The organism is Paralysiella testudinis (assembly GCF_016894345.1).
In the GTDB taxonomy this organism is placed as follows: Bacteria; Pseudomonadota; Gammaproteobacteria; order Burkholderiales; family Neisseriaceae; genus Paralysiella; species Paralysiella testudinis.
In genome coordinates, this window is sequence record NZ_CP069798.1 from 2,217,736 (window position 1) to 2,244,681 (window position 26,946).

A 26,946-nucleotide genomic window follows, 5' to 3' on the forward strand; every position below is an offset into this window, starting at 1 on the left:
AATCAAAAGGCTGCCTGAAAATATTTTCAGGCAGCCTTTATTCAAGCCGCAAACGTAAAACCGGATTACTCCACGTTTTGCACTTGCTCGCGCATTTGTTCAATCAACACTTTCAACCCTACCGACGCCTGGGTGCTTTCGGCGGCAATCGCTTTGCTGCCCAAGGTGTTGGCTTCGCGGTTGAGCTCTTGCATTAAAAAATCCAGCCGTTTGCCCACGCTGCCTTTGTGTTCGCTTACCAAGCGGCGCACTTCGGCAATATGGGTTTGCAGGCGGCTCAGCTCTTCATCCACATCGGCTTTTTGCATAAAAATCACAAATTCTTGTTTGATGCGATCATCATCAATGTGCGCCATCGCATCGCGCAAACGCTGTTCGGCTTTGTCGATGTGTTGTTGCAGCAAATGCGGAAACAGCTGCATCAGGGCATGTACGATGTCGTTGATGTCGTCCAGCCGCGCCAGCAAATGCTGTTGCAGCTTTTCGCCTTCGCGCGCACGCGATTGGTTAAAGTCGGCCATGGCACGATTCAGCAAGGCCAGCACGCCTTCGGCCAGTGCTTCCTCATCTTCCGGCTCGGCCACCAGCACACCGGGAAAACGCAATAAATCGGCCACGCCCAATTTGGCCAAATCTTTGTGTTGTTTGCGCAAATCGCTGTTCAACTGCGCCAATTGCGCCACCAGCGCCCGGTTCACTTGCAAGCCTTCCGTAGCCGCTGTGCCGGTGGTTTGCCATTGCACGCGGCATTCCAGCTTGCCGCGATGCACTTTGGCGGCAATGATTTCACGCATACGCCCTTCCAGATGGCGCAAGTCGTCGGGCATTTTGAACTGTATATCCAAATAGCGGTGGTTTACCGCGCGCAATTCCACGCTGATTTGGCGGCCGCCATAGGCGCCGCCGGCATTGGCATAGCCTGTCATGCTGTGCATCATGGCTGTATCCTTTTTTAAATGATATGAATAATTAAGCGGTACCCGCTTTACTCAAGGCGGTACCGGCAGGCGCATCTTACGCCAAACCACGCCGCGCTGCCACGCCTAGGCATGCCCTGTTATAATAGCGGTTTGTCGACTTGCCGGAGCCGTTTGATGGATACTGCTACTTATGTGCGCCAAGGCCGTGCCGCCGATGCTTTGCGCCCGCTGCGCCTAACCCCGCATTTTTTACCCGCCGCCGACGGCTCCTGCCTGATTGAAATCGGCAATACCAAAGTGATTTGCACCGCCAGCATCGACGACAAGCTGCCGCCGTGGCTGCGCGGCCAAGATCAAGGCTGGATTACCGCCGAATACGGCATGCTGCCCGCTTCCACCGCCAGCCGTATGCGCCGCGAAGCCGCCGCCGGCAAGCAATCCGGGCGCACGCAAGAAATCCAGCGCCTGATTGGCCGCGCTTTGCGGGCGGCGGTGGATTTACATCTGCTGGGCGAGCGCCAAGTTGTAATCGACTGCGATGTGTTGCAAGCCGACGGCGGCACCCGCACCGCCAGCATCACCGGCGCTTATGTGGCTTTATGCCTGGCGCTGCGCAAGCTCACCGATGCGGGCATGCTGGTACAAAATCCGCTGCGCGAAGCCGTGGCCGCAATATCCGTGGGCGTGGTGGCCGGTGTGCCCTTGTTGGACTTGGACTATCCGGAAGATGCTAACTGCGATTCCGACATCAACCTGGTGATGGCTGCCAGCGGCAATATTATCGAAATCCAAGGCACCGCCGAAGGCGCCACCTTCAGCCCCGACACCTTAAACCAATTGATTGCGTTGGCACAAAAAGGCATTGGCGAGCTGATTTTGGCACAACAACAGGCTTTGCAAGCGCCCAATAAGCATAAGCACCCGCTTGGCGCGACAAAATACCCATAAAATGGCAAAACGGCCTGAAAAGTGTTTTCAGGCCGCCCGGCATCTTGTTTTTGCAGTGCAAAAATGCTAAAAATAGCCGCTTTGGCGGCTGCAACAGGGTGTATTGCCATACAGGCAGAAATAATTGGGCTTAAAACCGAATTAAGGCTGCCTGAAATATTTTGCCACATACCCAATACTTGGCCAGATAGCGCCAAGCCAGCCAATACCTTCCCCAACCCTTTCAAACAAGGCAAACAGAAAGCAGCATTATGGCGTTAATCGTACAAAAATACGGCGGCACTTCGGTGGGCAGCCCGGAGCGCATCAAAAACGTGGCCCGCCGCGTGGCCAAAGCGCGCGCGCAAGGGCATGACGTGGTAGTGGTGGTGTCGGCCATGAGCGGCGAAACTAACCGCTTGGTGGCGCTGGCGCACGAAATGCAGGAATTCCCCGATCCGCGCGAGCTGGATGTGATTTTGGCCACTGGCGAGCAAGTCACCATCGGCTTGTTGAGCATGGCCTTGAAAGACATCGGCCTGCCCGCCAAAAGCTACACCGGCTGGCAAGTGGCCCTCACCACCGATTCCGCCCACACCAAGGCGCGCATCGACCATATCAACGACGCCAAAATGCGTGACGACCTGGCACAAGGCCGCGTGGTGGTGGTGGCCGGTTTCCAAGGTGTAGACCGCCAAGGCGACATCACCACCTTGGGGCGCGGCGGTTCCGACACCTCCGCCGTGGCACTGGCCGCCGCTTTACAGGCCGACGAATGCCAGATTTACACCGATGTAGACGGCGTATACACCACTGACCCGCGCGTGGTGCCCGAAGCCCGCCGCCTCGACACCATCACCTTTGAAGAAATGCTGGAGCTCGCGAGCCTGGGCAGCAAAGTGCTGCAAATCCGCTCGGTGGAATTTGCGGGCAAATACAAAGTGCGCCTGCGCGTTTTAAGCAGCCTTACCGACGGCGGCGACGGCACCCTGATTACTTTTGAAGAGGACAATAATATGGAACAAGCGGCCGTATCGGGCATTGCTTTCGACAAAAACCAAGCGCGCATCAATGTGCGCGGCGTGCCGGACAAACCGGGCATTGCCTACCAAATTCTGGGCGCCGTGGCCAATGCCAATATCGAAGTGGACATGATTATCCAAAATGTGGGCGCGGAAGGCACCACCGATTTCTCCTTCACCGTGCCGCGCGGCGACTACCAGCACACCCTCAAGCTGCTGCAAGAAGTGCAGAAAAACATCGGCGCGGCCAGTGTAGACGGCGACGACACCGTGTGCAAAGTGTCGATTGTGGGCTTGGGTATGCGCTCGCATGTGGGCGTGGCCTCCACCATGTTCCGCACCTTGGCCGAAGAAGGCATCAATATCCAGATGATTTCCACTTCCGAAATCAAAGTATCGGTGCTGATTGATGAAAAATACCTAGAGCTGGCCACCCGTATTTTGCATAAAGCTTTTGAGCTGGATAAGGCTTAATCCGGTTTTCAGGCAGCCTGAAATCAGGCTGTTTTGCATCCCATAAAATATTTTCCGCCCCCAAGCGGCTGCGTATTTCACGCAGCCGCTTTTGTAGTAGCCACTGAGCGCTGCGGCATCCTGCCATAGCGGCGTTTGTTTTTCCACCTTATCTGAGAATCCGGCACATGAGCCACACCCTTGATACCGCCGCCGCGCACGACGAACCCTTGCGCAACAATCCTCATAAAGTGGCGCTTGCCTCCATGGTAGGCACTGCTATTGAGTTTTACGACTACTACATCTACGCGGCTGCGGCCGTGCTGGTGTTCAATACCCAGTTTTTCAGCAAAGAACACCCCAGTGCCGCCATTCTGCTGTCTTTGTCCACGCTGGCGCTGGCATTTTTTGCCCGTCCTATCGGTTCGGCATTGTTCGGCCACTTTGGCGACAAAATCGGCCGCAAAAAAACCTTAGTGGCTTCTTTGCTCACCATGGGCTTGTCTACCGTACTGATCGGCCTGTTGCCCACCTACGAGCAAATCGGCATCTGGGCGCCACTGATGTTGTGTGTGTTGCGCATCGGCCAAGGGCTGGGTTTAGGCGGCGAATGGGGCGGGGCGGCACTGGTGGCCACCGAAAACGCACCACCGGGCAAACGTGCTTGGTATGGCACGTTTCCGCAACTGGGCGCCCCCATCGGGCTGTTTATGGCCAACGGCGTGTTTTTTGCCATCAGCGCCGCTGTGGGGCCGGAAGCATTGGTGGCGTGGGCGTGGCGCATCCCGTTTTTGTTGTCGATTGTGCTGATTGCGGTGGGGCTGTATATGCGCTTAACCCTGCATGAAAGCCATGTATTCAAGGCCGCCGAGAGTGAAGGCAAAAAGGTGGGCGCCCCTGTGAGCACAGTGCTGTGCAAACATTACAAGCCGATTGTGCAAGGCACTTTCATTATGGCCGCCACTTATGTGCTGTTTTACATCATGACGGCCTTTGTGCAGATTTACTCCAAGAGCAAGCCGGAATTGTCTGCCGCGGGCTATCCCATGGGCTTGGGTATACCGGCAAACACCTTCACCGGCTTTTTGCTGATTGGCGCGGTGGTGTTCGGCGCATTTGTGAGTGTGTCGGGCATTGGGGCCGATAAAATCGGCCGCCGCCGCTGGCTGATTGGCGTGACCAGTGCCATTTTGCTTTTCGGCTTGGCCATGCCGCTGTTTTTGCAACACGGCAGCCCCGCCAGCGTGCTGGGGTTTCTGGTGGTGGGCATGATGCTGATGGGGCTGAATTTCGGCCCTATGGCCGCCTTGCTGCCGGAGTTGTTCCCCACCGAAGTGCGCTACTCCGGCGCATCACTGGCGTATAATTTTGCCGCCATTGTTGGCGCCTCCGTTGCTACCTTGGTGGCGATTGAAATCAATAAGTCTTTCGGTATTTTTGGCGTGGGTGTGTATCTGGCGCTGAATGCAGGCTTGTCGCTGTTGGCGCTGTTCTCCATTCACGAAACCAAGGACATCAGCCTGATGGATGTTCACTAAATCCCCTTTGCGCACACAACAAAACGCCCACCCGGCAAGCCGGGCGGGCGTTTTTTGATTGATTTGCTTTACATAAACCAGCCGTCCGGCGTTACCGGCTTATTGTCGAGCAATTTCACAATCCCCAACACCACGCGGAAGATATACCACACCCCCACCGCCAGCAAAACCAAATAGCCAATCAACACCAGCATCAATATGGCACCGATAACCATACCGGTTAGCGACACCCAAAAGGTTTTAATCAAAAACTGCATGTGGTCGTAATACACCGTGCCTTGCATTTCATCGCGTTTGATGTAGGCCAGAATCACCCCCACAATCGGCGTGAGGCCGATAAAAATACCCAGCACATACATGGCGTAGGTAATGTACATATAGTTTTTTTGCGAATCGGTGGGCAATTGATAGCCATTGGGCTCAAGCACCACCGGTGGCGTTGAAACGGGTTCTGTCATCTTGCTGCTCCTGTAAGTCAATAAAGTTATGCCATCAGCAATGCGCCTTACCGGCGCTTTCTTTCTGCGTTACAATCGCCACTTTATCGCGTTGCGGGTGCTTATGCAAATCCATCGGCTCAAAGGCTATATTCAGGAAATTTATCTGGTTGAGTATGCGCACGGCCTCTTGCTGCTCGATGGCATGAGCCGTTGCGACATCGACATGCTGCGCCGCTTTATCACCGGCACTCTGGGGCGGCCGTTTACCGATTTGAAATTGGTGGTGGTCACCCATATGCACCCGGATCATGCCGGAGCAGCACAGGCTTTGCGCAACATCAGCGGCTGCCGCATTGCCAGCGCCGATAAAAAGCGCCAGTGGTACGGCGGCCTGCACGGCGCGGGTAAATTGATGGTGGACATGTATCTGGCGCACTGGATGGCCGCCAAAATGAAAAAACCACGCCGCAATATTTGGTATTGGCCGTATTTGCGCCCCGATTACCGCCTGCGCCACGGCGATGCCCTGCCCGGCTTTGGCGATTGGTGTGTGCTGGAAACCCCCGGCCATACCGACCGCGACTTAAGCCTATACCACCCCGAAAGCCGCACCGCCTACACCGCCGACTTGATTCTCAAGCTCAAACGCGGGCTGGCGGTGCCGTTTCCGGTATTTTTACCGCAAGCCTACCGCGCCTCGCTACAACAAATGGCCGACTTACAGCCGCACACCTTGCTGCTGGCACACGGCGGCGAAATCCAGCCCGAAGCCGCCGATTTCGACACCATGCTGGCCTTGGCGCCGCCCCAGCCGCTCACCCTATTGGCCACCCTACGCCGCCGCATCCACAATCACCTCAACGCCTTTTCGCCCCGATAATCATGCTCAGCTACCGCCACGCCTTTCACGCCGGCAACCATGCCGACATCCTCAAACATCATGTGCTGTTTGAGGTGCTTCGCTATTTCAACCGCAAAAACAAACCCTATTGGTATATCGACACCCATGCCGGTGCCGGTTTGTACGACCTCAGCGGCGAGCAGGCGCAAAAAGTGGGCGAATACCGCCACGGCATTGCCCGTTTGCAAGCCGCCACCGAGCTGCCGGAGGCTTTATTGGCGTTCAGGCAGCATCTGGCGCAACTCGTGCCCGATGCACAGCAACACTATGCCGGCTCGCCGTGGCTGGCACAGTCTTTATTGCGCGACAGCGACCGCCTGCGTCTCTACGAATTGCATCCTGCCGACAGCGCCTTATTGCAGCAAAATATGCAGCAAGCACGCCAGCCGCGCCACAGCCAGATTTTTCGCGACGACGGCTTTAAAGGCCTGCTGGCCATGCTGCCGCCGCCCACCCGCCGCGCCGTGGTGCTCACCGACCCAGCCTACGAGCAAAAGCAAGACTACCGCCAAGTGGCCGACACCCTCAAAGCCGCGCTGAATAAATTTGCCCAAGGCTGCTATTTGGTGTGGTATCCCTGTTTAAGCCGCCCCGAAAGCCAAATGCTGCCTGAAAGCCTGCGGCGGCTCGCGCCCGATAACCACTTGCAGGCCGAGCTGCACGTACACCGCCCGCGCAGCGACGGGTTCGGCATGCACGGCAGCGGCATGTTTGTCATCAACCCGCCCTACACCCTGGCCGACACCTTGGCGCAAACCCTGCCCGCATTAACCGCCTGTTTGCAGCAAGACGACGGCGCCCACTTTGTATTGCAACACCACAGTGCTTAATCGCTTATGACCCGCATCAACCTGGTTCCGCCCGCCGAGCTGTGCGACCAACACCTACTGGCCGAACACCGCGAGCTCACCCGCATTCCCAACGCCGTGGCCAAAGGCAAATTTCATTTACAAGGCCAGCCTGCCGACTACAAACTCGGCAGCGGCCATGTGCGTTTCTTCTTCGACAAACTGGCGTTTTTATTGCAACGCTACGATGCCTTACACGCCGAATGCCGCGCCCGTGGTTTTAAAGTGCAATACATCTGGCCGGCCGACACCTTACCGGCCGACCCCGCCCTGTGGCGCGATTACCAGCCCAGCGCCGCCGCACTGGCGATCAATCGCGCCCGCATTGCCGAACGCATGCCCGCCAAAGCGCGTTTTACCCCGCCGCAAACGCCGCAAAGCCCCACCTGAAACCCCGCACCTTTGCTATAATTTTGCCCGTTCATCCACTGGAGCCCTGCCATGTCCGCCACCTTGCCCGACTTTCTGCACCAACACCTGGCCGAACACCATCTGCCGCCGGCCTTGGGCAGCGTGATTAGCAGCATTTGCCAAGCCTGCGTCAGCATCAGCGCCCAAGTGCGCGTAGGGGCGCTAAGCGGTATTTTGGGCAGTGCCGGCAGCGGCAACATCCAAGGCGAAGAGCAGAAAAAGCTGGATGTGATTGCCAACAACACCTTGGTGGGCATATTGCAACAAAACCCCGCCGTGGCTGGCCTAGCCAGCGAAGAAGAAGACAGCTTTGTGGCGGCCAACGCCGATGGCGGCTATCTGGTGCTGTTCGACCCGCTCGACGGCTCCTCCAATATCGACGTGAATATTTCCATCGGCACCATTTTTTCGGTGCTGGCCAAACCTTCAGGCAGCCTCAATACCGCCAGCTTCTTGCAGCCCGGGCGCGCACAAGTGGCTTCCGGCTATGTGCTCTACGGCCCGCAAACCCTGCTGGTGCTCACCCTCGGCCACGGCATTACCGTGTTTACGCTGAATAATGAACACCAATTTGTGCTCACCCAAAGCAACCCCATTATCCCGCCTGCCACCCAAGAATTTGCCATCAATATGTCCAACCAGCGCCATTGGCAAGCCCCGGTGCAAGACTACATCAGCGAGCTCTTGGCCGGTGATACCGGCGTGCGCGGCAAAAACTACAATATGCGCTGGGTGGCCAGCATGGTGGCCGAAGTACACCGCATCCTGATGCGCGGCGGCGTGTTTCTGTATCCGCAAGACGCCCGCGAGCCGGGCAAACCGGGCAAACTGCGGCTGATGTACGAGGCCAACCCCTTAAGCCTGCTGGTAGAGCAAGCCGGCGGCGCCGCCACCAATGCCCACACCCGCATGCTCGACATCCAGCCCGAAGGCCTGCACCAACGCGTGGCCGTGGTATTGGGCAGCAAAAACGAAGTGGATTACATCAGCGCCAAACATCAGGCTTGAAATTAGCCGCAACACACCTAATCTAAGAGTCTACTCCAAAACCAAGCCAGGCTGCCTGAAAGCCCCAACACCAAGCTTTCAGGCAGCCTCAAACATAAAAACACACCATGACCAAACCCCTACACACTCTCTTGCTCGCCGCCGTCCTTGGCAGCAGCATGCTCGCCGCCCACGCCGAACCGCGCGCCCTTATCGACACCAATATGGGCAAAATCACAGTGGCGCTCAACCAGCAACAAGCCCCGCAAAGCGTGGCCAATTTTATCGACTACGCCAATAAAGGCTTTTACAACGGCACCGTATTTCACCGCGTGATCAACGGCTTTATGATTCAAGGCGGCGGCTTCAGCGCCGATATGAAACAAAAAGACACCGGCAAAGCCATCACCAACGAAGCCGACAACGGCCTTAAAAACCAAAAATACACCCTGGCTATGGCGCGCAGCGCCCAGCCGCATTCAGCCACCAGCCAGTTTTTTATCAACGTGGCCGATAACGCCTTTTTAAACCACCAAAACAAAACCAACCAAGGCTGGGGCTACGCCGTATTCGGCAAAGTGATCGACGGCACCGCCGTGGTCGACAACATCGCCAAAGTGCCCACCACCCGCCGCGGCTATCATGAAAACGTACCGCAAAAACCAGTGGTGATTAACAAAATCACCATTCTAAACTAAGCGCCATATCGTTTCAGGTAGCCTCAAGTATCGATTCAAGGCTGCCTGAAACCCCATTCACCCCTCTCTTAGGAAACCGCAAACATGATCAAATTGCACACCAACTTCGGCATTATCGGCATCGAGCTGGACCACGAAAAAGCCCCCAAAACCGCCGCCAACTTCGAGCAATACGTGCGCGACGGCTTTTACGACGGCACCATCTTCCACCGCGTTATCGACGGCTTTATGATTCAAGGCGGCGGCTTCGATGCCGATATGAAACAAAAAGACACCCGCGACACCATTGAAAATGAAGCCAACAACGGCCTTAAAAACAATCAATACACCGTGGCCATGGCACGCACCATGCAGCCGCATTCGGCCAGCGCCCAGTTCTTTATCAACGTGAAAGACAACGACTTCCTCAACCACACCAAACCGGATCTGCACGGCTGGGGCTATGCCGTATTCGGCAAAGTGGTGGAAGGCACCGACGTGGTGGATGAAATCAAAAAAGTCAAAACCGGCAACAAAGCCGGCCACCAAGACGTGCCGGTGGACACCGTAGTCATCAACAAAGCCGAAGTGGTTTAAGCGTAAACTAAGCTGGCGATTGATTAAAGGCTGCCTGAAACCGATTCAGGCAGCCTTTGGCATTTTGGATATCAATACTTGATTTTTAGTACATGGTACGAATAAAATAAGCCTCAATAAAGAAAGTCTGCCATGCATATTCAATTTATTGAAACCACCTTATTCAGTCGTGACCGTGAAAAATGGCTGCCTGAAAACGAATTTCAGGCCATGGAAGCGCACTTGCTGGATAACCCGGAAGCGGGCGACTTAATCATCGGCACCGGCGGTTGCCGCAAACTGCGATGGAAGCGGCAAGGCATGGGTAAATCCGGCGGTATCCGTGTGATTTATTACCATATCGGCCAGAACGGCAAAATTTATTTACTGCTGGCCTACCCCAAAAACAAACAAGAAAACTTAAGCGATGCGCAAAAAGCCGCATTGCGTGCCATCATCAATCAATTGGAGTAAACACCATGGACGATAAATTATTTGCCGATTTGCTCGCATCCGCACAAGAGATGGTGCAAATTGAAAAAGGTGTGCAACAACCGGCAGCCATACGCACTTACGAGCGCCCCGACACCAAGGCCATCCGCCGCAATCTGAATATGAAGCAAGACGAATTCGCCCAAGCCATCGGCGTCAGCACTTCTTTGGTGCAATCATGGGAACAACACCGGCGCTATCCCGACGGCGCCCCGTTAAAGCTTTTGCGTCTACTGGAAAAAGAGCCTGAATTTATCCGGCAGTTACAGGCCGTATAAGCCACCCAACCAAGGCTTTCAAGAAATAATTTTGCGGAATGCCTGAAACTAAAATACTTTCAAATTCAATATTTTAAATGCACTTAATCAACACCCTTCTATTTGCTGTTAAAATACCCGGCTTGAAACCGGCACCGCCAACACCATTACAGAGCCATTATGAGCATCATCAACAATAAAAAAGCCTTTCACGATTACTATATTGAAGAGCAAATTCAGGCCGGGCTGGTGCTGGAAGGCTGGGAAGTGAAGGCCATCCGCGCCGGGCGCGTACAATTAAAAGAAGCCTATATCCACTGGAAACGCGGCGCTTTTTATCTGGTGGGCTGCCACATCACCGCGCTGGCCACCGCTTCCACCCATGTTAAGCCCGACCCGGTGCGCCAACGCAAACTGCTGTTAAAGCAATCGGAAATCAACAAGTTAATCGGCAAAGTGGAACGCAGCGGCTACACCTTGGTGCCGCTCAACCTGCACTACCACCACGGCATGGTTAAAATGGACATGGGTTTGGCCAAAGGCAAAAAACAGCATGACAAACGCCAAAGCAGCAAAGAAAAAGACTGGCAGCGCGAAAAGCAGCGCATCATCAAGCAAACCCGTTAATCGGCCTGATACGCTACACCAAGGCTGCCTGAAACCTATTTTTCCACCATCTGGTTCGCAAATATCATGAAAACGCCCATTCTCGCCATCGGCGCCTGCGCCCTACTGCTAAGCGCCTGCGGCGCCACCAGCAGTAAAAGCGTCGAAACCCAAAAACAAACCGCCCTGTGGCATGTTTGCATCATCGAAAACGCCAATGCCGGTTTACCTCAGTGGTCGCACAATCTTGCCGCCAGCCTGAAAAAGCACAGTATCAGCAGCACCATTATCCGCAACCCACAAACACCGGAGTTGCAAAGCGAATCATGCCGCTTCACCTTGCGCTACAACGTGATTACCCCCAACGGCCTGCCCAATACCCTGCGCCGCGCCAGCATCCGCATAGTTGAAAGCACCGAGCAAGGCCGTACAACCGTGGGGACATTAAACTTTAAATTACGCGGCCAACACCGCCAATACATCCAAAACCCCAACTTGCAAGCACAAACCGATGCTTTGGTTGATGAATTGTTGGCGAGCCGTAACAAGCAAAAAGAAAATCGCCCATGAAAAACCCTTCACTCACCCTGCCCTTGGTGCTGATTGTGGCCGGCGCCATTTGGTTTTTAAAAACCACCGACATCCTGCCCGCCACCGCCGTGCTGATGGCCGTTGGCTTGGGTGTGGCCGGGGCGGTGGTATTGCTGATTGACGGCATCAACAAACAATCGGTGATTGCCGGCCCCATGCTGATGTACATCGGTGCCGCCATTTATGTGCGCAGCGAATACCTGCTCGGCTACTCGCCGCTGATTGCCTTGGGCATGATGCTCTTGGGCGGCTTAATGCTGCTTTCGCGCAGCGATTTGGTGCCGCACAAACGCAGCAAAATACAGCCGCCTGCGGCTAAATAAACCCAAACCTTTCAGGCAGCCTTCAGATAACACCAAGGCTGCCTGAAAGGGTTAAAATACACCCTTTCCCCGAACTCTCTACTGCCCGGCCTTTCACACCATGACCCAAGACAAAATTCTGATTCTCGACTTCGGCTCACAAGTCACCCAGCTCATCGCCCGCCGCGTGCGCGAAGCGCATGTATACAGCGAGCTGCACCCCTACGATATGCCCATCGCCGACATCAAAGCCTTTGCCCCCAAAGGCATTATTCTTTCCGGCGGCCCCAATTCGGTTTACGATTCCGATTATCAAGCCGATCCGGCCATCTTGGACTTGGGCGTGCCGATATTGGGCATTTGCTACGGCATGCAATGGATGGCACACACCTTGGGCGGCACCGTTTCCCCCGGCGACCAGCGCGAATTCGGCTACGCCCGTGTAGAAACCGAAGACAGCACCCTCACCCAAGAGATTTACGACGACGCACCCAACCAACTCGATGTGTGGATGAGCCACGGCGACAAAGTCACCGGGCTGCCTGAAGGCTTTCGCCGCGTCGGCCACACCCCTTCCTGCCCCATCGCCATTATGGAACATGCCGACAAACACTTATACGGCGTGCAATTCCACCCCGAAGTGACCCACACCAAGCAAGGCAGCGCCTTAATTCACCGCTTTGTGCTCGACATCGCCGCCGCCAAGCCAAGCTGGACCATGCCCAACTACATCGACGAAGCCGTGGCCAAAATCCGCCAGCAAGTGGGCAGCGACGAAGTGATTTTGGGTTTGTCTGGCGGCGTGGATTCTTCCGTGGCCGCCGCCTTGATTCACCGCGCCATCGGCAACCAGCTCACCTGCGTGTTTGTTGACCACGGCCTGTTGCGCTACAAAGAAGCCGAAATGGTGATGGACATGTTTGCCCGCAACCTGGGCGTGAACGTGATTCATGTGGATGCTTCGGGCGAATTTATGCGCAAACTGGCCGGCGTTACCGACCCCGAACAAAAGCGCAAAATCATCGGCGCCGAATTTGTGGAAGTATTCCAGCAAGAAGCCGGCAAGCGCCAAAACGCCCGCTGGCTGGCGCAGGGCACCATCTACCCCGATGTAATCGAATCGGCCGGTGCCAAAACCAACAAAGCCCACGCCATCAAAAGCCACCACAACGTAGGCGGCCTGCCCGAAACCCTCAACCTCAGCCTGCTTGAGCCCTTGCGTGATTTGTTTAAAGACGAAGTACGCCAGCTGGGTGTGGCGCTGGGTCTGCCGCGCGAAATGGTATACCGCCACCCCTTCCCCGGCCCCGGCCTTGGCGTGCGCATTCTGGGCGAAGTCAAACGCGAATACGCCGACTTACTGCGTCGTGCCGACCACATCTTTATCGAAGAGCTGCGCAACACCGTGGATGCCGAAGGCGTATCGTGGTACGACAACACCAGCCAAGCCTTTGCCGTATTCCTGCCGGTAAAATCGGTGGGCGTAATGGGCGACGGGCGCACCTACGAATACGTGGTTGCCCTGCGCGCCGTGGTTACCAGCGACTTTATGACCGCCCACTGGGCCGAGTTGCCCTACAGCCTGCTCGGCCGCGTTTCCAACCGCATCATCAACGAAGTGCGCGGCATCAACCGCGTGGTTTATGATGTGTCCGGCAAGCCGCCAGCCACCATAGAATGGGAATGAAAGCATAGCGTGCGCATGAATTCATATTAGCCCAAAATACACACCAAAGCCCCGATTCTACGGGGCTTTATTGTTTCTATTGGTTCGTATTGGTTCGCATCAATCAAGAAATTTTGACGGTATTCATTGCGGTATTTTGTATAATGCAGAAATAAAAATACCGTCCACCATTTGAAAGCCGCCAAATGCTCAATGACCGCATACTAAAAACCGCCAAACCGAAAGAAAAACCATACAAGCTGCAAGACCGCGATGGTATGTATGCTTATGTTGCCACGTCCGGCACTATCTCATACCATTTAAAATAAATAATCTATAATAAAGCCCATTCACAAGCCACCAGCGAACAGAGCTTGTCTTTTTCTGCAACCAACGCATTCCACGCAGCACAGCCAGCCTCTACAATCTGCCCATAGCCCTTATAGCAACGGTTGGATAAAGAGGTTTGCTTCAGCTGCCGCCATATCCGTTCTATAGGGTTTAATTCCGGTGAATACGGCGGCAGTTTCAATATCGATATGTTTTTCAGTTCGCTGACATCCTGATGCCAACCCGCACCGTCCATCACCACCACAGCATGCCGGCCTTCGGGGTTTCTTTCGATATTTGCCGTAAATGCAGCAGCATCGCCTCTTTGTTCACACTAGGCATCACCAAAGCCGCTGTTGTTCCGGTTCTCAAGCACACTGCACCAAAGATATAGGCGTATTCAAACTGCTGTTGGCGGATAATGCGTGGTCTTTTTCCCTTTTCGTGCCATACACGAGTATTGAATTCTTGGGCGGCAATGGTATGGATGTCTTCGGCGGTGAGCCTGCCGCCTTCGCGTTTTTCTTGTTCTTCGATGATGCGTTGTTTGAAGGCTTGATGGTCTTGCGGCTTTAGTTTGCTGTTGCGGCCGGGTCGCTGTTTGTCGTAAATGGCCTGTTCAATACCGAATTCCCAATATTTGCGCCGTAATATGTGTATGGTTAGCGGATGGAGTCCAAACCGTGGGGCGATTTCTTCGGGTGTTTGACCTTGTTGCAGTTGGTGCAATATAAACAACCGTGTCCGTGCCCGTGGGTGGGATTCTGTTTTGGCGAGTTTGAGAAAATCATGCTCGGTGAGCTGGTGGTTTTTTGGGGTCAGTTTAGGCATAGGATGATTATAGCTTATTTATTTTTATTGGTATAATTGGCTCAACAGCGTTAAGAAAAGAATTAATCAATGTTAGATAAAGCATGATTAAAAGAATTATTTTTGTCGTTATTATATTATTTTTCTATCTTAAAACCGGTTTTGTGCTGGCTGAATTTGATGAGCATGGAACGAAGCGTTATCCATTTATTAAACAAAAACTATCTTTCCAATATTTTTTTGTTAATCCTATCGGCGAAAGAGATGTAGAAGATATGAATGAAAGAGAGTTAACGCAGTATCAAGATTTTTGTCGCAATATGTTTTCTGAAAAAGCAAGAAGCAATGAAAATCATATCTGCCATTTTCAATACAAAATAAATAATACCAATTCGAAAAAACAACCTAACTGTGTTGGCTCGCCTAGCCGTACTAGGTGTACTGTCTGCGGCTCGCCGCCTTGTTATCTTATTTTTTCGAATTGGTATAATAAAATCATCAGATTAAAATTTTTATATTAATTTAAGGCAAAAACAGAAAAAAACAGAATCAGAATTTAGCTGGTTTTTTTACTTGCGCGCACACCAATAAACCACCCGATAATCCAGCGGCAAACGCCCTTGCTCGTCTCCATATTGTGCATAGGCTTCGGCAAATAGGCGCCATTTTTGTTTGCCGGTGAGGCCTTGCGAGCGAGCGGCCACATGGTTGGCGCCCACTTGGCGCAATGATTGCAACAGGGTTTTTAGGTCGGGGAAATACAGGGTTTCGGTGTGGGCTTCGCTGTGCAGGCTTTGCCACGGCAAGGCGGCCACGGCGGTTTGCAAATCGGCTTGCGCCACAAAATGGTGGCTGTGCGGCTGATGGTCGGCCGCCGCCCAAGCCGCACGCAAAGGCTGCATACTGCCATCAGCAAGGCTGCTCACCAGTGCGGTGCCGCCGGGTTTGAGCACACGGAAGATTTCACGCCAAGCCTGCGCTTGATTGGCGCACCATTGCAAAGCCAGATTGCTAAAGCAGATGTCCACACTGGCATCGGCCAAAGGCAGGGCTTGGGCATCGGCACCAATCCAAGCATGACCGCGGCCCAGATGGCGGCTGTGCTGCAACATGCCGCTGGCCACGTCCAGCGCCAACACTTGTGCGCCTTGTTGTTGCCAATGCGTGGCGGCCACACCGCTGCCACTGCCGATATCGGCCACAATTTGGCCGTGAGCGGCGCAGGCGTTAAAAGCATACAGATGCGCACGGGTGAGCCGCTGGATGGTGGCGGCTTGGTCGTAGCCGGCGGCGGCTTGGCTGAAGCGACGGGCAATATCGGCTTGGGCTGCAAACATAGTTAAGCAATGTGCTCAAGCGCTGCCAGCAAGGCGCTGATGTGTTCGCTTTGGTGCATGGCACTTAAGGTGATGCGCAAACGCCCTTGGCCGATGGGCACTGTGGGCGGGCGGATGGCGCCTACCCACAAGCCTTGCGCCTGCAAAGCGGCGGCGGCAGCCAAAACCGCATCGTTATCGCCGCACAACAAAGGCTGAATCGGCGTATGCGACGGCAGCAAACCAAGGCTGCCTGAAACAAAACGCTGGCGGAAATCGTGGATATTGGCCTGCAATTGCGCCCGTGCCGCATCGGCTTTGGCCACTTGATGCAGGGCTTCGTGCAAGGCCAATGCTTGCGCGGGCGGCATGGCGGTGCTGTAAATCAGATGGCGGGCAAATTGCAGCAGATATTCGGCGGTGCTGTGGCGACACAACACCGCCGCACCGGCCACGCCCACCGCTTTGCCAAAGGTAACCACCAAAATATCGGCCTGTATGCCCGCTGCGGCGGCACTGCCCCGGCCTTCGGGGCCGCACACGCCGATGCCGTGGGCGTCGTCCACCAGCAGCCAAGCGCCGTGCTCATCGCATAAGCGGCGCAGTTCAAGCAAATCAGGCTGGTCGCCATCCATGCTGAACACGCCTTCGGTGGCCACCAAGGTGTTGCGCGCGCCGTGTTGCGCCAAATGGCGTGCCAACACATCGTGGCGGCAGTGGCCGTAGCGGCGCACCAGCGCATCCGATTGTGCGGCGGCTTCTTGCAAGGAGGCATGGCACAGTTTGTCCATCAGCAGCACGCTGTCTTTGCGTGCCAACGCTTGCACCAATGCCTGATTGGCGGCATAGCCGCTGTTGAACAGCAAGGCGCGTTCGTAGCCCAGCCATTGAGCCAAATGGGCTTCCAGCGCTTCGTGCACTTCTGTATAGCCCACCACATGGCCGGAAGCGCCGCTGCCAGCGCCATAGCGCGACAAACCATGCTGCCACGCCTGAATCACCGCTTCGTGGCGGCTTAAGCCCAGATAGTCGTTGCCGGCAAAATTAAGCTGGTTTTGGCCGTTGATCAGCAGATACGGCAGCCTGTCGGCGGCGGCGTGCACGGTGCGCATACGCCAGCCCTGCCGCGCATGTTGCTGTTGCAAAGCTTGCTCAATGGTGTGTTGCCACGACATGATTTCGCTCCTGATTCAAAACCACCTACGCTAATTTAAGGCTGCCTGAAAAAAATAATGCCCTGAACCCAAGGGTTCAAGGCATTGTGTTTGGCTCCCCGACCTGGGCTCGAACCAGGGACCTGCGGATTAACAGTCCGTCGCTCTACCGACTGAGCTATCAGGGAATTGGTGCCGGCACCAAGAGTCGAACTCGGGACCTTCTGATTACAAGTCAGCTGCTCTACCAACTGAGCTATACCGGCGAAGACGCGTATTATGCGCAAATCGCCGTATCTTGGCAAGTACCGCATGGGCTGATTTTAGGCATACGCTATTAAGATTTTGTTTTGCATCAAACAAAAACCGCAAGCCCGCTGCCCATTGCTTTTCAGGCAGCCTTGCTATCTATTGCCACATGACTTTCCGCCCCCGTCTCCGCTATAATGCGTGGGTTTATCTTGCGGGAATGCCATTATGTTACAACAATTAAAATTGGCCGTTTCGGGCGCGCAAATTCTGTTTGTCGCCTTCGGCGCCATGGTTCTGGTGCCCTTGCTCACCGGCCTCAATCCGGCGCTGGCGCTATTGGGCGCAGGCATCGGCACGCTTTTGTTTCAAATCACCACCCGGCGCAAAGTGCCGATTTTTTTGGGCTCTTCGTTTGCCTTTATCGCACCGATTATCTATTCCATCAGCGAATGGGGGCTGCCCTCCACCATGTTCGGCCTGTTTGCGGCCGGTTTTATGTATTTTGTGTTTGCACTGCTGATTCGCTGGCGCGGCCTTGAAGCGGTGCACCGTTTGCTGCCGCCGGTGGTCATCGGCCCGGTGATTATGGTGATTGGTTTGTCGGTGGCGGTGGTGGCCAGCGGTATGGCCATGGGCCAGGCTGGCGGCAAGCAGGTGATGGAATACAGCCATTCGCTGCTGCTCTCCGGCTTTACCTTTGCCGTTACCGTGATGGTGGCGGTGTTTGGCAGCAAAATGATGAAGCTGGTGCCGATTTTGGTGGGTGTAGCCGCCGGTTATATTGCCGCCCTGCTGCTGGGCATGGTGGACACAACGCCGATTATTAACGCGCCCTGGTTTGCCATTCCCCATTTCGAAACCCCGGAAGTGAACTGGCATGCGGCGCTGTTTATGCTGCCGGTGGCGATTGCGCCGGCGATTGAACACATCGGCGGCATTATGGCCATCGGCACCGTTACCGGTAAAGACTACGCCAAAGACCCCGGCTTGGACAAAACTTTGGCCGGCGACGGCTTGGGTGTGTGTGTGGCCGGTTTGATTGGCGGCCCGCCGGTAACCACCTACGGCGAAGTCACCGGCGCGGTGATGATTACCAAAAACAGCAATCCGGTAATCATGACTTGGGCGGCGGTGTTTGCCATCTGCATGGCGTTTTTCGGCAAATTCAATGCTTTTTTGGCCTCCATTCCCATGCCGGTGATGGGCGGAATCATGATTTTGCTGTTCGGCACCATTGCTTCCTTGGGTTTGAAAACCCTGATTGACGCTAAAGTGGACCTGATGCACCCCAAAAATCTGGTGATTGCCAGCTCGGTGCTCACCGTAGGCGTGGGCGGCATGGTGGTAAAATTCGGCAGCATGGCCTTTGCCGGCGTGGGCTTGTGCGCCTTGCTGGCGATTTTCCTGAATATGGTGTTGCCCAGCGAAAAAGCACGCGTTTAACCGCCAAACATCACGCACATCAACTAGGCTGCCTGAAAGCAACTTGTGCTTTCAGGCAGCCTTTTTTCCACTTTACGCTCATACAACAATACATTAGCATCACGCATATCAGCATAACGGGAGCATGTGCCATGAGCATCAAACACTGGCCCGAAGGCGAGCGCCCACGCGAAAAACTGCTGGCGCACGGTGCCACAGCCCTAAGCGATGCCGAGCTGCTGGCGATTTTGCTGCGCACCGGCATTCAGGGCATGAGTGCGGTGGATTTGGCGCGCTATTTATTGCAACAGTTCGGCAGCTTAGCGCAATTGATGAGCGCCGACGCCGCCACTTTGTGCCGCCATAAAGGCATGGGCATGGCCAGCTACACCCAGTTTGCGGTGGTGCGCGAAATCGGCCGCCGCGTGCTGGCCGCAGATATGGCCGCCGCACCGCTGTTTGACCAACCGCAAGCCGTGGCCGATTATTTGCGCCTGCAATTGGGGCAGGAAAAAGTAGAAGTGTGCTTAGCCTTGCTGCTCAATCAGCAAAACCGGCTGCTGCATACGGTGGAATTATCCCGCGGCACCGTGGCCGAAAACACGGTTTATGTGCGCGAAGTGGTTACCTTGGCCTTGCAACACCACGCCACCGCGCTGATATTGGCACACAACCACCCCGGCGGCCTAGCCACCCCTTCCGCCGAAGACATCGCACTTACCCGGCGCCTACAGCAAGCACTGGCACTGGTGGATGTGCACCTATTGGATCATTTTATCGTTACCAGCCAACACGCCGCATCAATGGCCGAATTAGGGTATATTTAAAAACGACTTCAGCCGCGCCGTTTATATTTTCAGGCAGCCTCAACACCACATCGAATATCCTCGCAAAACCCCAATTTCAGCCATCGCCAAACCGCAAGCGCAATTGATTGCCGCTTTTGCTTGGAAAAAACGCCATTGCCGATTAAAATAGGCGGTTAGCAAACGCAGATTAACGCTTTTAACCCAATGGAGTATGAATAATGATTGACTTCGCTTTTGCCGCCGACGGCGCCGCCCCCAGCGCGCTGATGCAGTTTGCACCGCTGGTGCTGATTTTGCTGGTGTTTTATTTTCTGATTATGCGTCCGCAGCAAAAGAAATTCAAAGCGCACCAACAAATGCTGTCCGAATTGAAAAAAGGCGACAAAATCATCACCAGCTCCGGCATTGCCGGGCGCATCACCAAAGTGGGCGAGCAATTTTTCAGTGTTGAAATCGCCCCCAATGTGGAAGTGGAAATCGAGCGCAACGCCATCACCAGCAAGGCCGCCGCGTAAGCCGTCCGCTCCTTTGCGCCGCAATCTTTTAAGATTGCGGCATTTGTGTTTATTCAGCTTCACGGAAAGCCAAACAGGTTATGAACCGTTATCCCTTGTGGAAATATTTGCTGATTGCCGTCACCCTTGTGTTGGGCCTGCTCTACACCGTGCCCAACTTCTACGGTGAAATCCCGGCGGTGCAGGTTTCCACCAACCGCCAAGCCATCAGCATTGATGAGAATACCGAAAACACCGTTAAACAAGCATTGGCCGCCGCCAACATTCAAGACAACGGCATGTTTATTGCCGATGGCAGCCTAAAAGTGCGTTTTGCCGATACCGAAACCCAGCTTAAAGGGCGCGATGCCATTGAAGCCAGCTTGGGCGACGGCTATATTATTGCGCTCAATTTGCTGGCCAACACCCCCGAATGGATGGCCAAAATCAAAGCTAAGCCGATGTTTTTGGGGCTAGACTTGCGCGGTGGTGTGCACTTCACCATGCAGGTAGACATGGCCGCCGCCGTAGAAAAAACGCTCGACCGCTACGCCGGCGACATTCGCCGCCAATTGCGCCAAGCCAAAATCCGCAGCGGTAACATCAGCAAAAGCGGCCAAACCCTGATTGTGCCGTTTCAGGATGCCGCCGATGCCCAGAAAGCCTATCCCGAATTAAGCCGCTATCTGCCCGATGCTACCCTCACCACTTCCGACAACCGCATCACCGTGAGCCTTACCGATGCAGCTTGGACAAAGGTGCGTGAAGATGCGGTGAAGCAAAACATCACCACCTTGCACAACCGCGTCAACGAATTGGGCGTGGCTGAGCCGGTGATTCAGCAAGCCGGGCCGGACCGCATTGTGGTGCAGCTACCCGGTGTGCAAGACACCGCCAAGGCCAAAGACATTATCGGCCGCACCGCCACCTTAGAAGTGCGCATGGTGTCCGACGACCCCACGCAATTGGAAGCCGCCATGATGGGCAATGTGCCGCCCGGCTTTGAGCTGGTGGCTTCTGCCGGCCATGGCCGCCCGGAATTGCTCAACCGCCAAGTAGAGCTCACCGGCGACAACATCAACGATGCCCAACCCAGCTTTAACGAGCGCGGCCAACCCGGCGTAAGCGTGAACTTCGACAGCACCGGCGCCGCCATTTTTGCCGACCTTACCCGCAACAATGTGGGCAAACGCATGGCCATGGTATTGATTGACCAAGGCAAAGCCGAAGTGGTGACTGCACCGGTGATTAACGAGCCCATTTTGGGCGGGCGCACCATTATTTCAGGCAGCATGAATATTGCCGAAGCCAACGATATTTCGCTGCTGCTGCGTGCCGGCTCTTTGGCCGCGCCGATGAACATCATCGAAGAGCGCACCATCGGCCCTTCTTTGGGTAAAGAAAACATCGAAAAAGGCTTTAAATCCACTTTGTGGGGTTTTGTGGCGGTGGCGCTGTTTATGATGTTGTACTACCGCATGTTCGGCGTGTTTTCGGTATTGGCTTTGTCGAGCAATCTGTTGTTTTTGGTGGCGATTTTATCGGCACTGCAAGCCACGCTCACCCTGCCCGGCATTGCCGCCATTGCGCTCACCTTGGGCATGGCCATCGACTCCAACGTACTGATTAACGAGCGCATCCGCGAAGAGCTGCGCAATGGCAACACCCCGCAAATGGCGATTAACGCCGGCTATCAACACGCGTGGAACACCATTGTCGACTCCAACATCACCTCATTGATTGCCGGTATTGCGCTGCTGATTTTCGGCTCCGGCCCTGTGCGCGGCTTTGCCGTGGTGCATTGTTTGGGCATCCTCACCTCCATGTTCTCATCGGTGGTGGTGTCGCGCGCCTTTGCCAATTTGTGGTATGGCCGCCGCCGCAAGCTCAAACACCTCTCTATCGGCTCGGTGTGGAAGCCCGACACCCAACCGTCTTTACCGGCCGCCAAGGAGTAAGCCAGCATGGAATTTTTCAAAATCAAACGCGATATTCCGTTTATGAGCTATGGCAAGCTCACCACCCTGATTTCATTGCTTACCTTTATATTGGCGGTGTTTTTCTTGGTGGTGCGCGGGCTGAATTTTTCGGTGGAATTCACCGGCGGCACCGTGATGGAAGTGGAATACAGCCAAGGTGCCGATGTTAACCAAATCCGCAGCCAGCTCAACACCCTCAAGATGGGCGAAGTGCAGGTGCAGGCTTTGGGCACCAACCGGCACATCATGATCCGCCTGCCCAATAAAGAAGGCGTTACCACGGCGCAATTGTCGAATCAAGTGATGGACATGCTCAAGCAAAGCCATCCCGATGTGAGCCTGCGCCAAGTGGAATTTATCGGCCCGCAGGTGGGCGAAGAGCTGGTCACCAACGGCCTGTTGGCTTTGGCCATGGTGATTGCCGGCATCATCGTTTATCTGTCTATCCGCTTTGAGTGGCGCTTTGCCGTGTCGGCCATTATTGCCAATATGCACGACGTGGTGATTATTTTGGGCTGCTTCGCCTTTTTCCAGTGGGAATTTTCGCTCACCGTATTGGCGGGGATTTTGGCGGTGCTGGGCTACTCGGTGAATGAATCGGTGGTGGTGTTCGACCGCATCCGCGAAAACTTCCGCAAGCCGCAAATGCGCAATAAATCGGTGCCGCACATTATCGACAACGCCATCACCGCCACCATGAGCCGCACCATCATCACCCACGGCTCCACCGAGGCGATGGTGTTGGCCATGCTGATTTTCGGCGGCGCCGCACTTCACGGCTTTGCCCTGGCGCTCACCATCGGCATCGTGTTCGGCATTTATTCATCGGTATTGGTGGCCAGCCCGCTGCTGCTGATGTTTGGCTTAAGCCGCGAAAACATTGCCAAACCGCCCAAACGCAAAGAAGAAGCGGTGGTGTAAACACATTGTTTTGGCCTTAAAAGCCGCAAAAGGCTGCCTGAAAACAAAGCTTCTGCGAAGCTCGAGTTTCAGGCAGCCTTTTTATTTGCTTGCAGCACCCGCCGATTTTGCCCACAATAAACCACTTTTATTTATTTGCCCCAAAGCGCCGCCATGATTATCGTAATGCAAAAACAAGCCAGCGCCGCCCACATTGATGCCGTGGTGGCCTTTATTCACAGCCGTGGCCTCACCGAGCATATTTCGCGCGGCGAAGAGCGTACCATCATCGGCGCCGTGGGTGACGAACGCGTGTTTGAGCCGCGCGAAATCGAAGCACTGGCCGGAGTGGAAAAAGCCATGCGCGTGCTGCACGATTGGCGCATCATCAGCCGCGAAACCCAAAACAGCAACAGCATTATCTATGTGCGCGGCGTGGCATTTGGTGCTGATCAACAAACCATTCCGGTTTACGATGGTGGCGCCATTCCCGATGCCAATGCCTTATTTGCCGACCCTTTTTTCCAGCCCGGCACACCCTACACATCCCGTGCACACACCCACGAAAACGATCGCATTCGCCACATGAAAACGCTGCTCGCACAAGCTCATGCCGCAGCCAAACCCGTATTACTGCGCATCCGTGATGTACGCCAAATCGAGCCCGCGCTGGCAGCCGAAGCCGATGTGTTGTATTTGGGTGGCGAGCTGATGACCAACCGCCTGCTACAAGATGAAGTGGGACGGCTCAACGTACCTGTGGTTTTATGTAAAGACAAGCACCACTTGGTTGACGATTGGCTGATTGCCGCCGAACACATCGCCCTCAAAGGCAACCACCACATCATGTTGGGCGAAGCAGGTACCCTCAACCTGGATCACCACGCACCCTACCGGCTCGACACCGATGCCATCGCCAAAGCACGGCAATTATCGCACTTGCCCGTATTGGCCAATATCGTGCGTTTACCGCATACCTATATGAGCACGGCCACCCTCTACCGGCTGGCATTGGCAGCAGGCGCCAACGGCATCATTGTGCCCGATGGTTTTCAGGCAGCCTAAACATCCCATTCTTAACAATAACCACCGAAACCCATAGCCATGGCCCAATCTTTACACATTAAAATCATTCATAAGCTGCAACCTGATCACATTATCAGCATCCACCGCAACGGCGAAACGGTACAGGCACAGCCTGGGCTGCAATATGTTTTGGACAGCGATGGCCAAGCACCCGTATACATCCGCACCACCCGTCATCAGCAAGATTTGCTGATTGAAGCAAACGGCGAGCCCACGTTCACCATACGCGATTATTTCAGCCACACCGCCGACAATGAAAGCGCACTCTACGGCATCAACAGCAGCGGCCAGCTACAGCCTTATAGTGGCCAAGATGGCTTGATGCCGATACTGGCCAACCAAATCCCCACCGAACAATATTTACTGGCCGAAACACTCGCCGCCACACCCGCCAACCCCAACTCAAGCCATACAGGCTGGATTATCGGCGGCACCCTGCTCGCGGCCGCAGGCACCGCAGCACTGGCGGGTGGTGGCAGCAATTCCGGTGGCAACAACAATTCCGGCGGCAACGACAACTCCGGTGGCAACGACAACTCCGGTGGCAACAACAACTCCGGTGGCAACGACAACTCCGGTGGCAACGACAACTCCGGTGGCAACGACAACTCCGGTGGCAACGACAACTCCGGTGGCAACGACAACTCCGGTGGCAACGACAACTCCGGTGGCAACGACAACTCCGGTGGCAACGACAACTCCGGTGGCAACGACAACTCCGGTGGCAACGACAACTCCGGTGGCAACGACAACTCCGGTGGCAACGACAACTCCGGTGGCAACGACAACTCCGGTGGCAACGACAACTCCGGTGGCAACGACAATTCCGGCGAACACCAGCACAGCCTGAATATACGCAATCATGGCGCCGCCAATGAAGGGGAAAGTCTTAGCTACACCATCACACTAGACAGCGCCGCCCGCGCCGGGCAAGTGTTGAAATTAGCGGTAGTGGCGCAAAACAGTACGCCCTCCGCACTTGACCTCTCAACCGGCGCCGATCCTTTTATTCAAGGCGAATACCTCGCCAACGGCACCGTATTCACCCGCAGCGTAGCCGATATGCCATTGGCCAATAACAGTGCCGAAATTGCCGCCTATGCCCGCACCATGCCCGGCCAACACAATAAGCTATACCAATCGACCTCCATCAACACCGAAGACTTCAATATTCCGATATACATAGTCGATTCATCCAATCCGCAACAACACTACACCACCATCACTTCTACCGATGCACGCATCACCACATTTTCCGATTTGGTGGGCAACACGCTGGGGAAAATTCCGTTTCCCGAATACGCGCGCCCCGACGACATCGGCGATCACGCCATGGCGGTATACGACAAAGCCACGGGCATGATGCGTGAGTATTTCTATGTTATCCAAACCGGCGATAATAGCTGGAGTACCAATGCCGCCGGTTATTTTCAGGCAGCCCCGGGTATCGACAATCTGGATACGCTAAATTTCTGGATGCAGCACAGCCGTGGCGGCTCGGCGGTGGTACAAATGCTCAACCCCTTAAGCCAAGTGGGCATTTCCGAAGCCTTAGCCGGCCAAATCAACCACGCACTTTCCGTCACACTGCCGGATGCCCGCGCTGGCGTGATTTCATTTCCCGCCAAAGGCAGCGATGGGCGCGACACCAACCCCAATGCACCGGCTCAAGGGCAGTGGTTCCGCATTGATCCTGCCATTGATTTGGATAGCCTCGGCCTAAATCCGTTTACCCTGCTGCTGGCCAAAACCATCCAGCAATACGGCGGTTATGGCGCCGACCGCAATGCCTTCAATTTCGCCTTCAATGCAGAAGCACCCAATAACTACCTGGCACAAGGCAAAGAAAACCCCTGGCGCGCCGGCGGCGAAATCGCCCAAAAATACGGCACGCTCAACATCAACGATTTCCCTTGGCATCTAACCCAATGGGCACCCACCGGCTGGAACGACACCGGCACCGATGCCGGCGTGTATACCAACACCGACATCCGTGTCGACATCAACGGCAGCCTACATACCTTGCCAGCTCAAGGCGGGGAAATCGTGCTGGCTGACGGCGTGCGTGAAATCAACGTGAGCATCCCCACGCTTACCCACAACCAATTGCAACAAACCGACCACGTCACCTTAAATGCCAGCTGGGCAGACTCAAGCAATGTGCTGGCCAGCGGCAGCAACCGTGCCGATGTGGTGCAAACCACCCTGCCCATTGCCAGCCCGATTCAGGGCAGCCCCGGTGATGACGTACTAATCAGCCCCAATATCAACCCCGCCCATGCCGAAACAGTAGCCAAACTCAGCGGCAAAGCTTTGCTGGATTATGTGGTGGCGCACGGTGAAGACATGCTGGCCAATGTGCCCAGCAGCCTATCGCGCACCCTTAACGGCGGCGATGGCAACGACACCTTAGTGGGCGGTTACGGCATCGACTTTATGTATGGGGGCAACGGTAAAGACCAGTTTGTGATGATTATGGATGGCCAAAACAGCTTTCCTTATCAGCAAAACGACAAAATTCGTGATTTCAACCCCGCCGAAGACACCATTGTGCTCACCCGTACGCCAGGCTGGAACTTGCTGTTCAACCAAGTGGTGTTCGATGAAAACGTACAGCGCCTGCAATACAAAGTGTGGCAAGGCAGCGAAAGCTATATTAATGCGATTGAAATCCGCAGTTACAACGGCCAGCCGCTTAGCCAAGAAGAGGTATTGGCGGCCACCCATATTTTGTAATACCTCAGTCACCCGCCCTTCACGCCTGGCCGCATTTCCCCGCT

Annotated in this window: 29 protein-coding genes and 2 tRNA genes; 23 read left to right on the forward strand and 8 right to left on the reverse strand. The window is 54.9% G+C overall.

Going from position 1 to position 26,946, the window contains the following annotated elements:
• Positions 1 to 65: 65 nt before the first annotated feature.
• Positions 66 to 938 (reverse strand): YicC/YloC family endoribonuclease, encoded by an 873-nt coding sequence (locus tag JQU52_RS11370; RefSeq protein WP_230338600.1) that lies wholly within the window; start codon positions 936 to 938, stop codon positions 66 to 68.
• A 156-nt stretch (positions 939 to 1,094) separates the two neighbouring features.
• On the opposite strand from JQU52_RS11370, the gene rph reads away from it, so the two are divergent.
• The 3 genes from rph to JQU52_RS11385 all read left to right on the forward strand — a co-directional run bounded on the left by rph (position 1,095) and on the right by JQU52_RS11385 (position 4,860).
• On the forward strand, positions 1,095 to 1,868 hold the full coding sequence (gene rph / locus JQU52_RS11375; RefSeq protein ID WP_230338601.1) for a ribonuclease PH: 774 nt from the start codon (positions 1,095 to 1,097) through the stop codon (positions 1,866 to 1,868).
• Positions 1,869 to 2,119: 251 nt separating this feature from the next.
• Positions 2,120 to 3,343 (forward strand): aspartate kinase, encoded by a 1,224-nt coding sequence (locus JQU52_RS11380; RefSeq protein ID WP_230338602.1) that lies wholly within the window; start codon positions 2,120 to 2,122, stop codon positions 3,341 to 3,343.
• 167 nt (positions 3,344 to 3,510) lie between these two features.
• Positions 3,511 to 4,860, forward strand: a complete 1,350-nt coding sequence (locus JQU52_RS11385; protein ID WP_230338603.1) for an MFS transporter — start codon at positions 3,511 to 3,513, stop codon at positions 4,858 to 4,860.
• Positions 4,861 to 4,928: 68 nt separating this feature from the next.
• Here JQU52_RS11385 and JQU52_RS11390 read toward each other — a convergent pair whose 3' ends face one another.
• Positions 4,929 to 5,318 (reverse strand): DUF4870 family protein, encoded by a 390-nt coding sequence (locus JQU52_RS11390; protein ID WP_230338604.1) that lies wholly within the window; start codon positions 5,316 to 5,318, stop codon positions 4,929 to 4,931.
• A 103-nt stretch (positions 5,319 to 5,421) separates the two neighbouring features.
• Between JQU52_RS11390 and JQU52_RS11395 the strand changes: the two genes are divergently transcribed.
• From JQU52_RS11395 to guaA, 12 genes are all read left to right on the forward strand, one after another.
• Complete coding sequence (locus JQU52_RS11395) at positions 5,422 to 6,180, forward strand: MBL fold metallo-hydrolase (RefSeq protein WP_230338605.1); 759 nt, start codon at positions 5,422 to 5,424, stop codon at positions 6,178 to 6,180.
• Between the two features lie 2 nt (positions 6,181 to 6,182).
• Complete coding sequence (locus JQU52_RS11400) at positions 6,183 to 7,031, forward strand: 23S rRNA (adenine(2030)-N(6))-methyltransferase RlmJ (protein ID WP_230338606.1); 849 nt, start codon at positions 6,183 to 6,185, stop codon at positions 7,029 to 7,031.
• Positions 7,032 to 7,037: 6 nt separating this feature from the next.
• On the forward strand, positions 7,038 to 7,439 hold the full coding sequence (locus tag JQU52_RS11405) for a pyrimidine dimer DNA glycosylase/endonuclease V (RefSeq protein WP_230338607.1): 402 nt from the start codon (positions 7,038 to 7,040) through the stop codon (positions 7,437 to 7,439).
• Between the two features lie 51 nt (positions 7,440 to 7,490).
• On the forward strand, positions 7,491 to 8,468 hold the full coding sequence (locus JQU52_RS11410; protein ID WP_230338608.1) for a class 1 fructose-bisphosphatase: 978 nt from the start codon (positions 7,491 to 7,493) through the stop codon (positions 8,466 to 8,468).
• Positions 8,469 to 8,575: 107 nt separating this feature from the next.
• Positions 8,576 to 9,145 carry a peptidylprolyl isomerase gene (locus JQU52_RS11415; protein ID WP_230338609.1) on the forward strand — a complete coding sequence of 190 codons (570 nt, stop codon included), beginning with the start codon at positions 8,576 to 8,578 and terminating at the stop codon, positions 9,143 to 9,145.
• 84 nt (positions 9,146 to 9,229) lie between these two features.
• Positions 9,230 to 9,721: a peptidylprolyl isomerase gene (locus tag JQU52_RS11420; RefSeq protein ID WP_230338610.1), complete on the forward strand. Its 492-nt coding sequence runs from the start codon at positions 9,230 to 9,232 to the stop codon at positions 9,719 to 9,721.
• Positions 9,722 to 9,853: 132 nt separating this feature from the next.
• Positions 9,854 to 10,174, forward strand: coding sequence for a type II toxin-antitoxin system RelE/ParE family toxin (locus JQU52_RS11425; protein ID WP_230338611.1), 321 nt, complete (start codon positions 9,854 to 9,856; stop codon positions 10,172 to 10,174).
• Between the two features lie 5 nt (positions 10,175 to 10,179).
• Positions 10,180 to 10,470: a NadS family protein gene (gene nadS, locus JQU52_RS11430; protein ID WP_230338612.1), complete on the forward strand. Its 291-nt coding sequence runs from the start codon at positions 10,180 to 10,182 to the stop codon at positions 10,468 to 10,470.
• Between the two features lie 159 nt (positions 10,471 to 10,629).
• Positions 10,630 to 11,076: an SsrA-binding protein SmpB gene (gene smpB / locus JQU52_RS11435; protein ID WP_230338613.1), complete on the forward strand. Its 447-nt coding sequence runs from the start codon at positions 10,630 to 10,632 to the stop codon at positions 11,074 to 11,076.
• A gap of 66 nt (positions 11,077 to 11,142) precedes the next feature.
• Entirely contained in the window at positions 11,143 to 11,625 is a 483-nt protein-coding gene (locus JQU52_RS11440; protein WP_230338614.1) for a hypothetical protein, read from the forward strand.
• Positions 11,622 to 11,969 carry a hypothetical protein gene (locus tag JQU52_RS11445; protein WP_230338615.1) on the forward strand — a complete coding sequence of 116 codons (348 nt, stop codon included), beginning with the start codon at positions 11,622 to 11,624 and terminating at the stop codon, positions 11,967 to 11,969. Before JQU52_RS11440 ends, JQU52_RS11445 begins: the two co-directional genes overlap by 4 nt.
• Positions 11,970 to 12,069: 100 nt before the next feature.
• Positions 12,070 to 13,635, forward strand: a complete 1,566-nt coding sequence (gene guaA, locus JQU52_RS11450) for a glutamine-hydrolyzing GMP synthase (protein ID WP_230338616.1) — start codon at positions 12,070 to 12,072, stop codon at positions 13,633 to 13,635.
• Between the two features lie 313 nt (positions 13,636 to 13,948).
• Here guaA and JQU52_RS11455 read toward each other — a convergent pair whose 3' ends face one another.
• Together JQU52_RS11455 and JQU52_RS11460 are read right to left on the reverse strand one after the other, a co-directional pair.
• Positions 13,949 to 14,200 (reverse strand): transposase, encoded by a 252-nt coding sequence (locus tag JQU52_RS11455; RefSeq protein ID WP_230340540.1) that lies wholly within the window; start codon positions 14,198 to 14,200, stop codon positions 13,949 to 13,951.
• Positions 14,200 to 14,775, reverse strand: coding sequence for a helix-turn-helix domain-containing protein (locus JQU52_RS11460; protein WP_230338617.1), 576 nt, complete (start codon positions 14,773 to 14,775; stop codon positions 14,200 to 14,202). The genes JQU52_RS11455 and JQU52_RS11460 overlap by 1 nt, the downstream gene beginning before the upstream one ends.
• A gap of 83 nt (positions 14,776 to 14,858) precedes the next feature.
• Between JQU52_RS11460 and JQU52_RS11465 the strand changes: the two genes are divergently transcribed.
• Positions 14,859 to 15,275: a hypothetical protein gene (locus JQU52_RS11465; RefSeq protein ID WP_230338618.1), complete on the forward strand. Its 417-nt coding sequence runs from the start codon at positions 14,859 to 14,861 to the stop codon at positions 15,273 to 15,275.
• Between the two features lie 48 nt (positions 15,276 to 15,323).
• Here JQU52_RS11465 and bioC read toward each other — a convergent pair whose 3' ends face one another.
• The 4 genes from bioC to JQU52_RS11485 form a co-directional block, all read right to left on the reverse strand.
• Positions 15,324 to 16,091: a malonyl-ACP O-methyltransferase BioC gene (gene bioC / locus JQU52_RS11470; RefSeq protein WP_230338619.1), complete on the reverse strand. Its 768-nt coding sequence runs from the start codon at positions 16,089 to 16,091 to the stop codon at positions 15,324 to 15,326.
• A 2-nt stretch (positions 16,092 to 16,093) separates the two neighbouring features.
• Positions 16,094 to 17,245, reverse strand: a complete 1,152-nt coding sequence (bioF, locus tag JQU52_RS11475) for an 8-amino-7-oxononanoate synthase (RefSeq protein WP_230338620.1) — start codon at positions 17,243 to 17,245, stop codon at positions 16,094 to 16,096.
• A 91-nt stretch (positions 17,246 to 17,336) separates the two neighbouring features.
• A tRNA-Asn gene (locus JQU52_RS11480) sits at positions 17,337 to 17,412 on the reverse strand.
• 2 nt (positions 17,413 to 17,414) lie between these two features.
• Positions 17,415 to 17,490 (reverse strand) — tRNA-Thr (locus JQU52_RS11485).
• Between the two features lie 211 nt (positions 17,491 to 17,701).
• Here JQU52_RS11485 and JQU52_RS11490 point away from each other — a divergent pair.
• The 7 genes from JQU52_RS11490 to JQU52_RS11520 all read left to right on the forward strand — a co-directional run bounded on the left by JQU52_RS11490 (position 17,702) and on the right by JQU52_RS11520 (position 26,902).
• Entirely contained in the window at positions 17,702 to 18,919 is a 1,218-nt protein-coding gene (locus tag JQU52_RS11490; RefSeq protein ID WP_230338621.1) for a uracil-xanthine permease family protein, read from the forward strand.
• Positions 18,920 to 19,050: 131 nt separating this feature from the next.
• Entirely contained in the window at positions 19,051 to 19,725 is a 675-nt protein-coding gene (gene radC, locus JQU52_RS11495) for a RadC family protein (RefSeq protein WP_230338622.1), read from the forward strand.
• Positions 19,726 to 19,925: 200 nt separating this feature from the next.
• Positions 19,926 to 20,222 carry a preprotein translocase subunit YajC gene (gene yajC, locus JQU52_RS11500; RefSeq protein WP_230338623.1) on the forward strand — a complete coding sequence of 99 codons (297 nt, stop codon included), beginning with the start codon at positions 19,926 to 19,928 and terminating at the stop codon, positions 20,220 to 20,222.
• Positions 20,223 to 20,302: 80 nt separating this feature from the next.
• Positions 20,303 to 22,159 (forward strand): protein translocase subunit SecD, encoded by a 1,857-nt coding sequence (secD, locus tag JQU52_RS11505; protein WP_230338624.1) that lies wholly within the window; start codon positions 20,303 to 20,305, stop codon positions 22,157 to 22,159.
• A 6-nt stretch (positions 22,160 to 22,165) separates the two neighbouring features.
• Complete coding sequence (gene secF / locus JQU52_RS11510; RefSeq protein WP_230338625.1) at positions 22,166 to 23,101, forward strand: protein translocase subunit SecF; 936 nt, start codon at positions 22,166 to 22,168, stop codon at positions 23,099 to 23,101.
• A gap of 153 nt (positions 23,102 to 23,254) precedes the next feature.
• Positions 23,255 to 24,145, forward strand: coding sequence for a chorismate mutase (locus JQU52_RS11515; RefSeq protein WP_230338626.1), 891 nt, complete (start codon positions 23,255 to 23,257; stop codon positions 24,143 to 24,145).
• Between the two features lie 39 nt (positions 24,146 to 24,184).
• Complete coding sequence (locus JQU52_RS11520) at positions 24,185 to 26,902, forward strand: calcium-binding protein (protein WP_230338627.1); 2,718 nt, start codon at positions 24,185 to 24,187, stop codon at positions 26,900 to 26,902.
• Positions 26,903 to 26,946 lie beyond the last annotated feature (44 nt).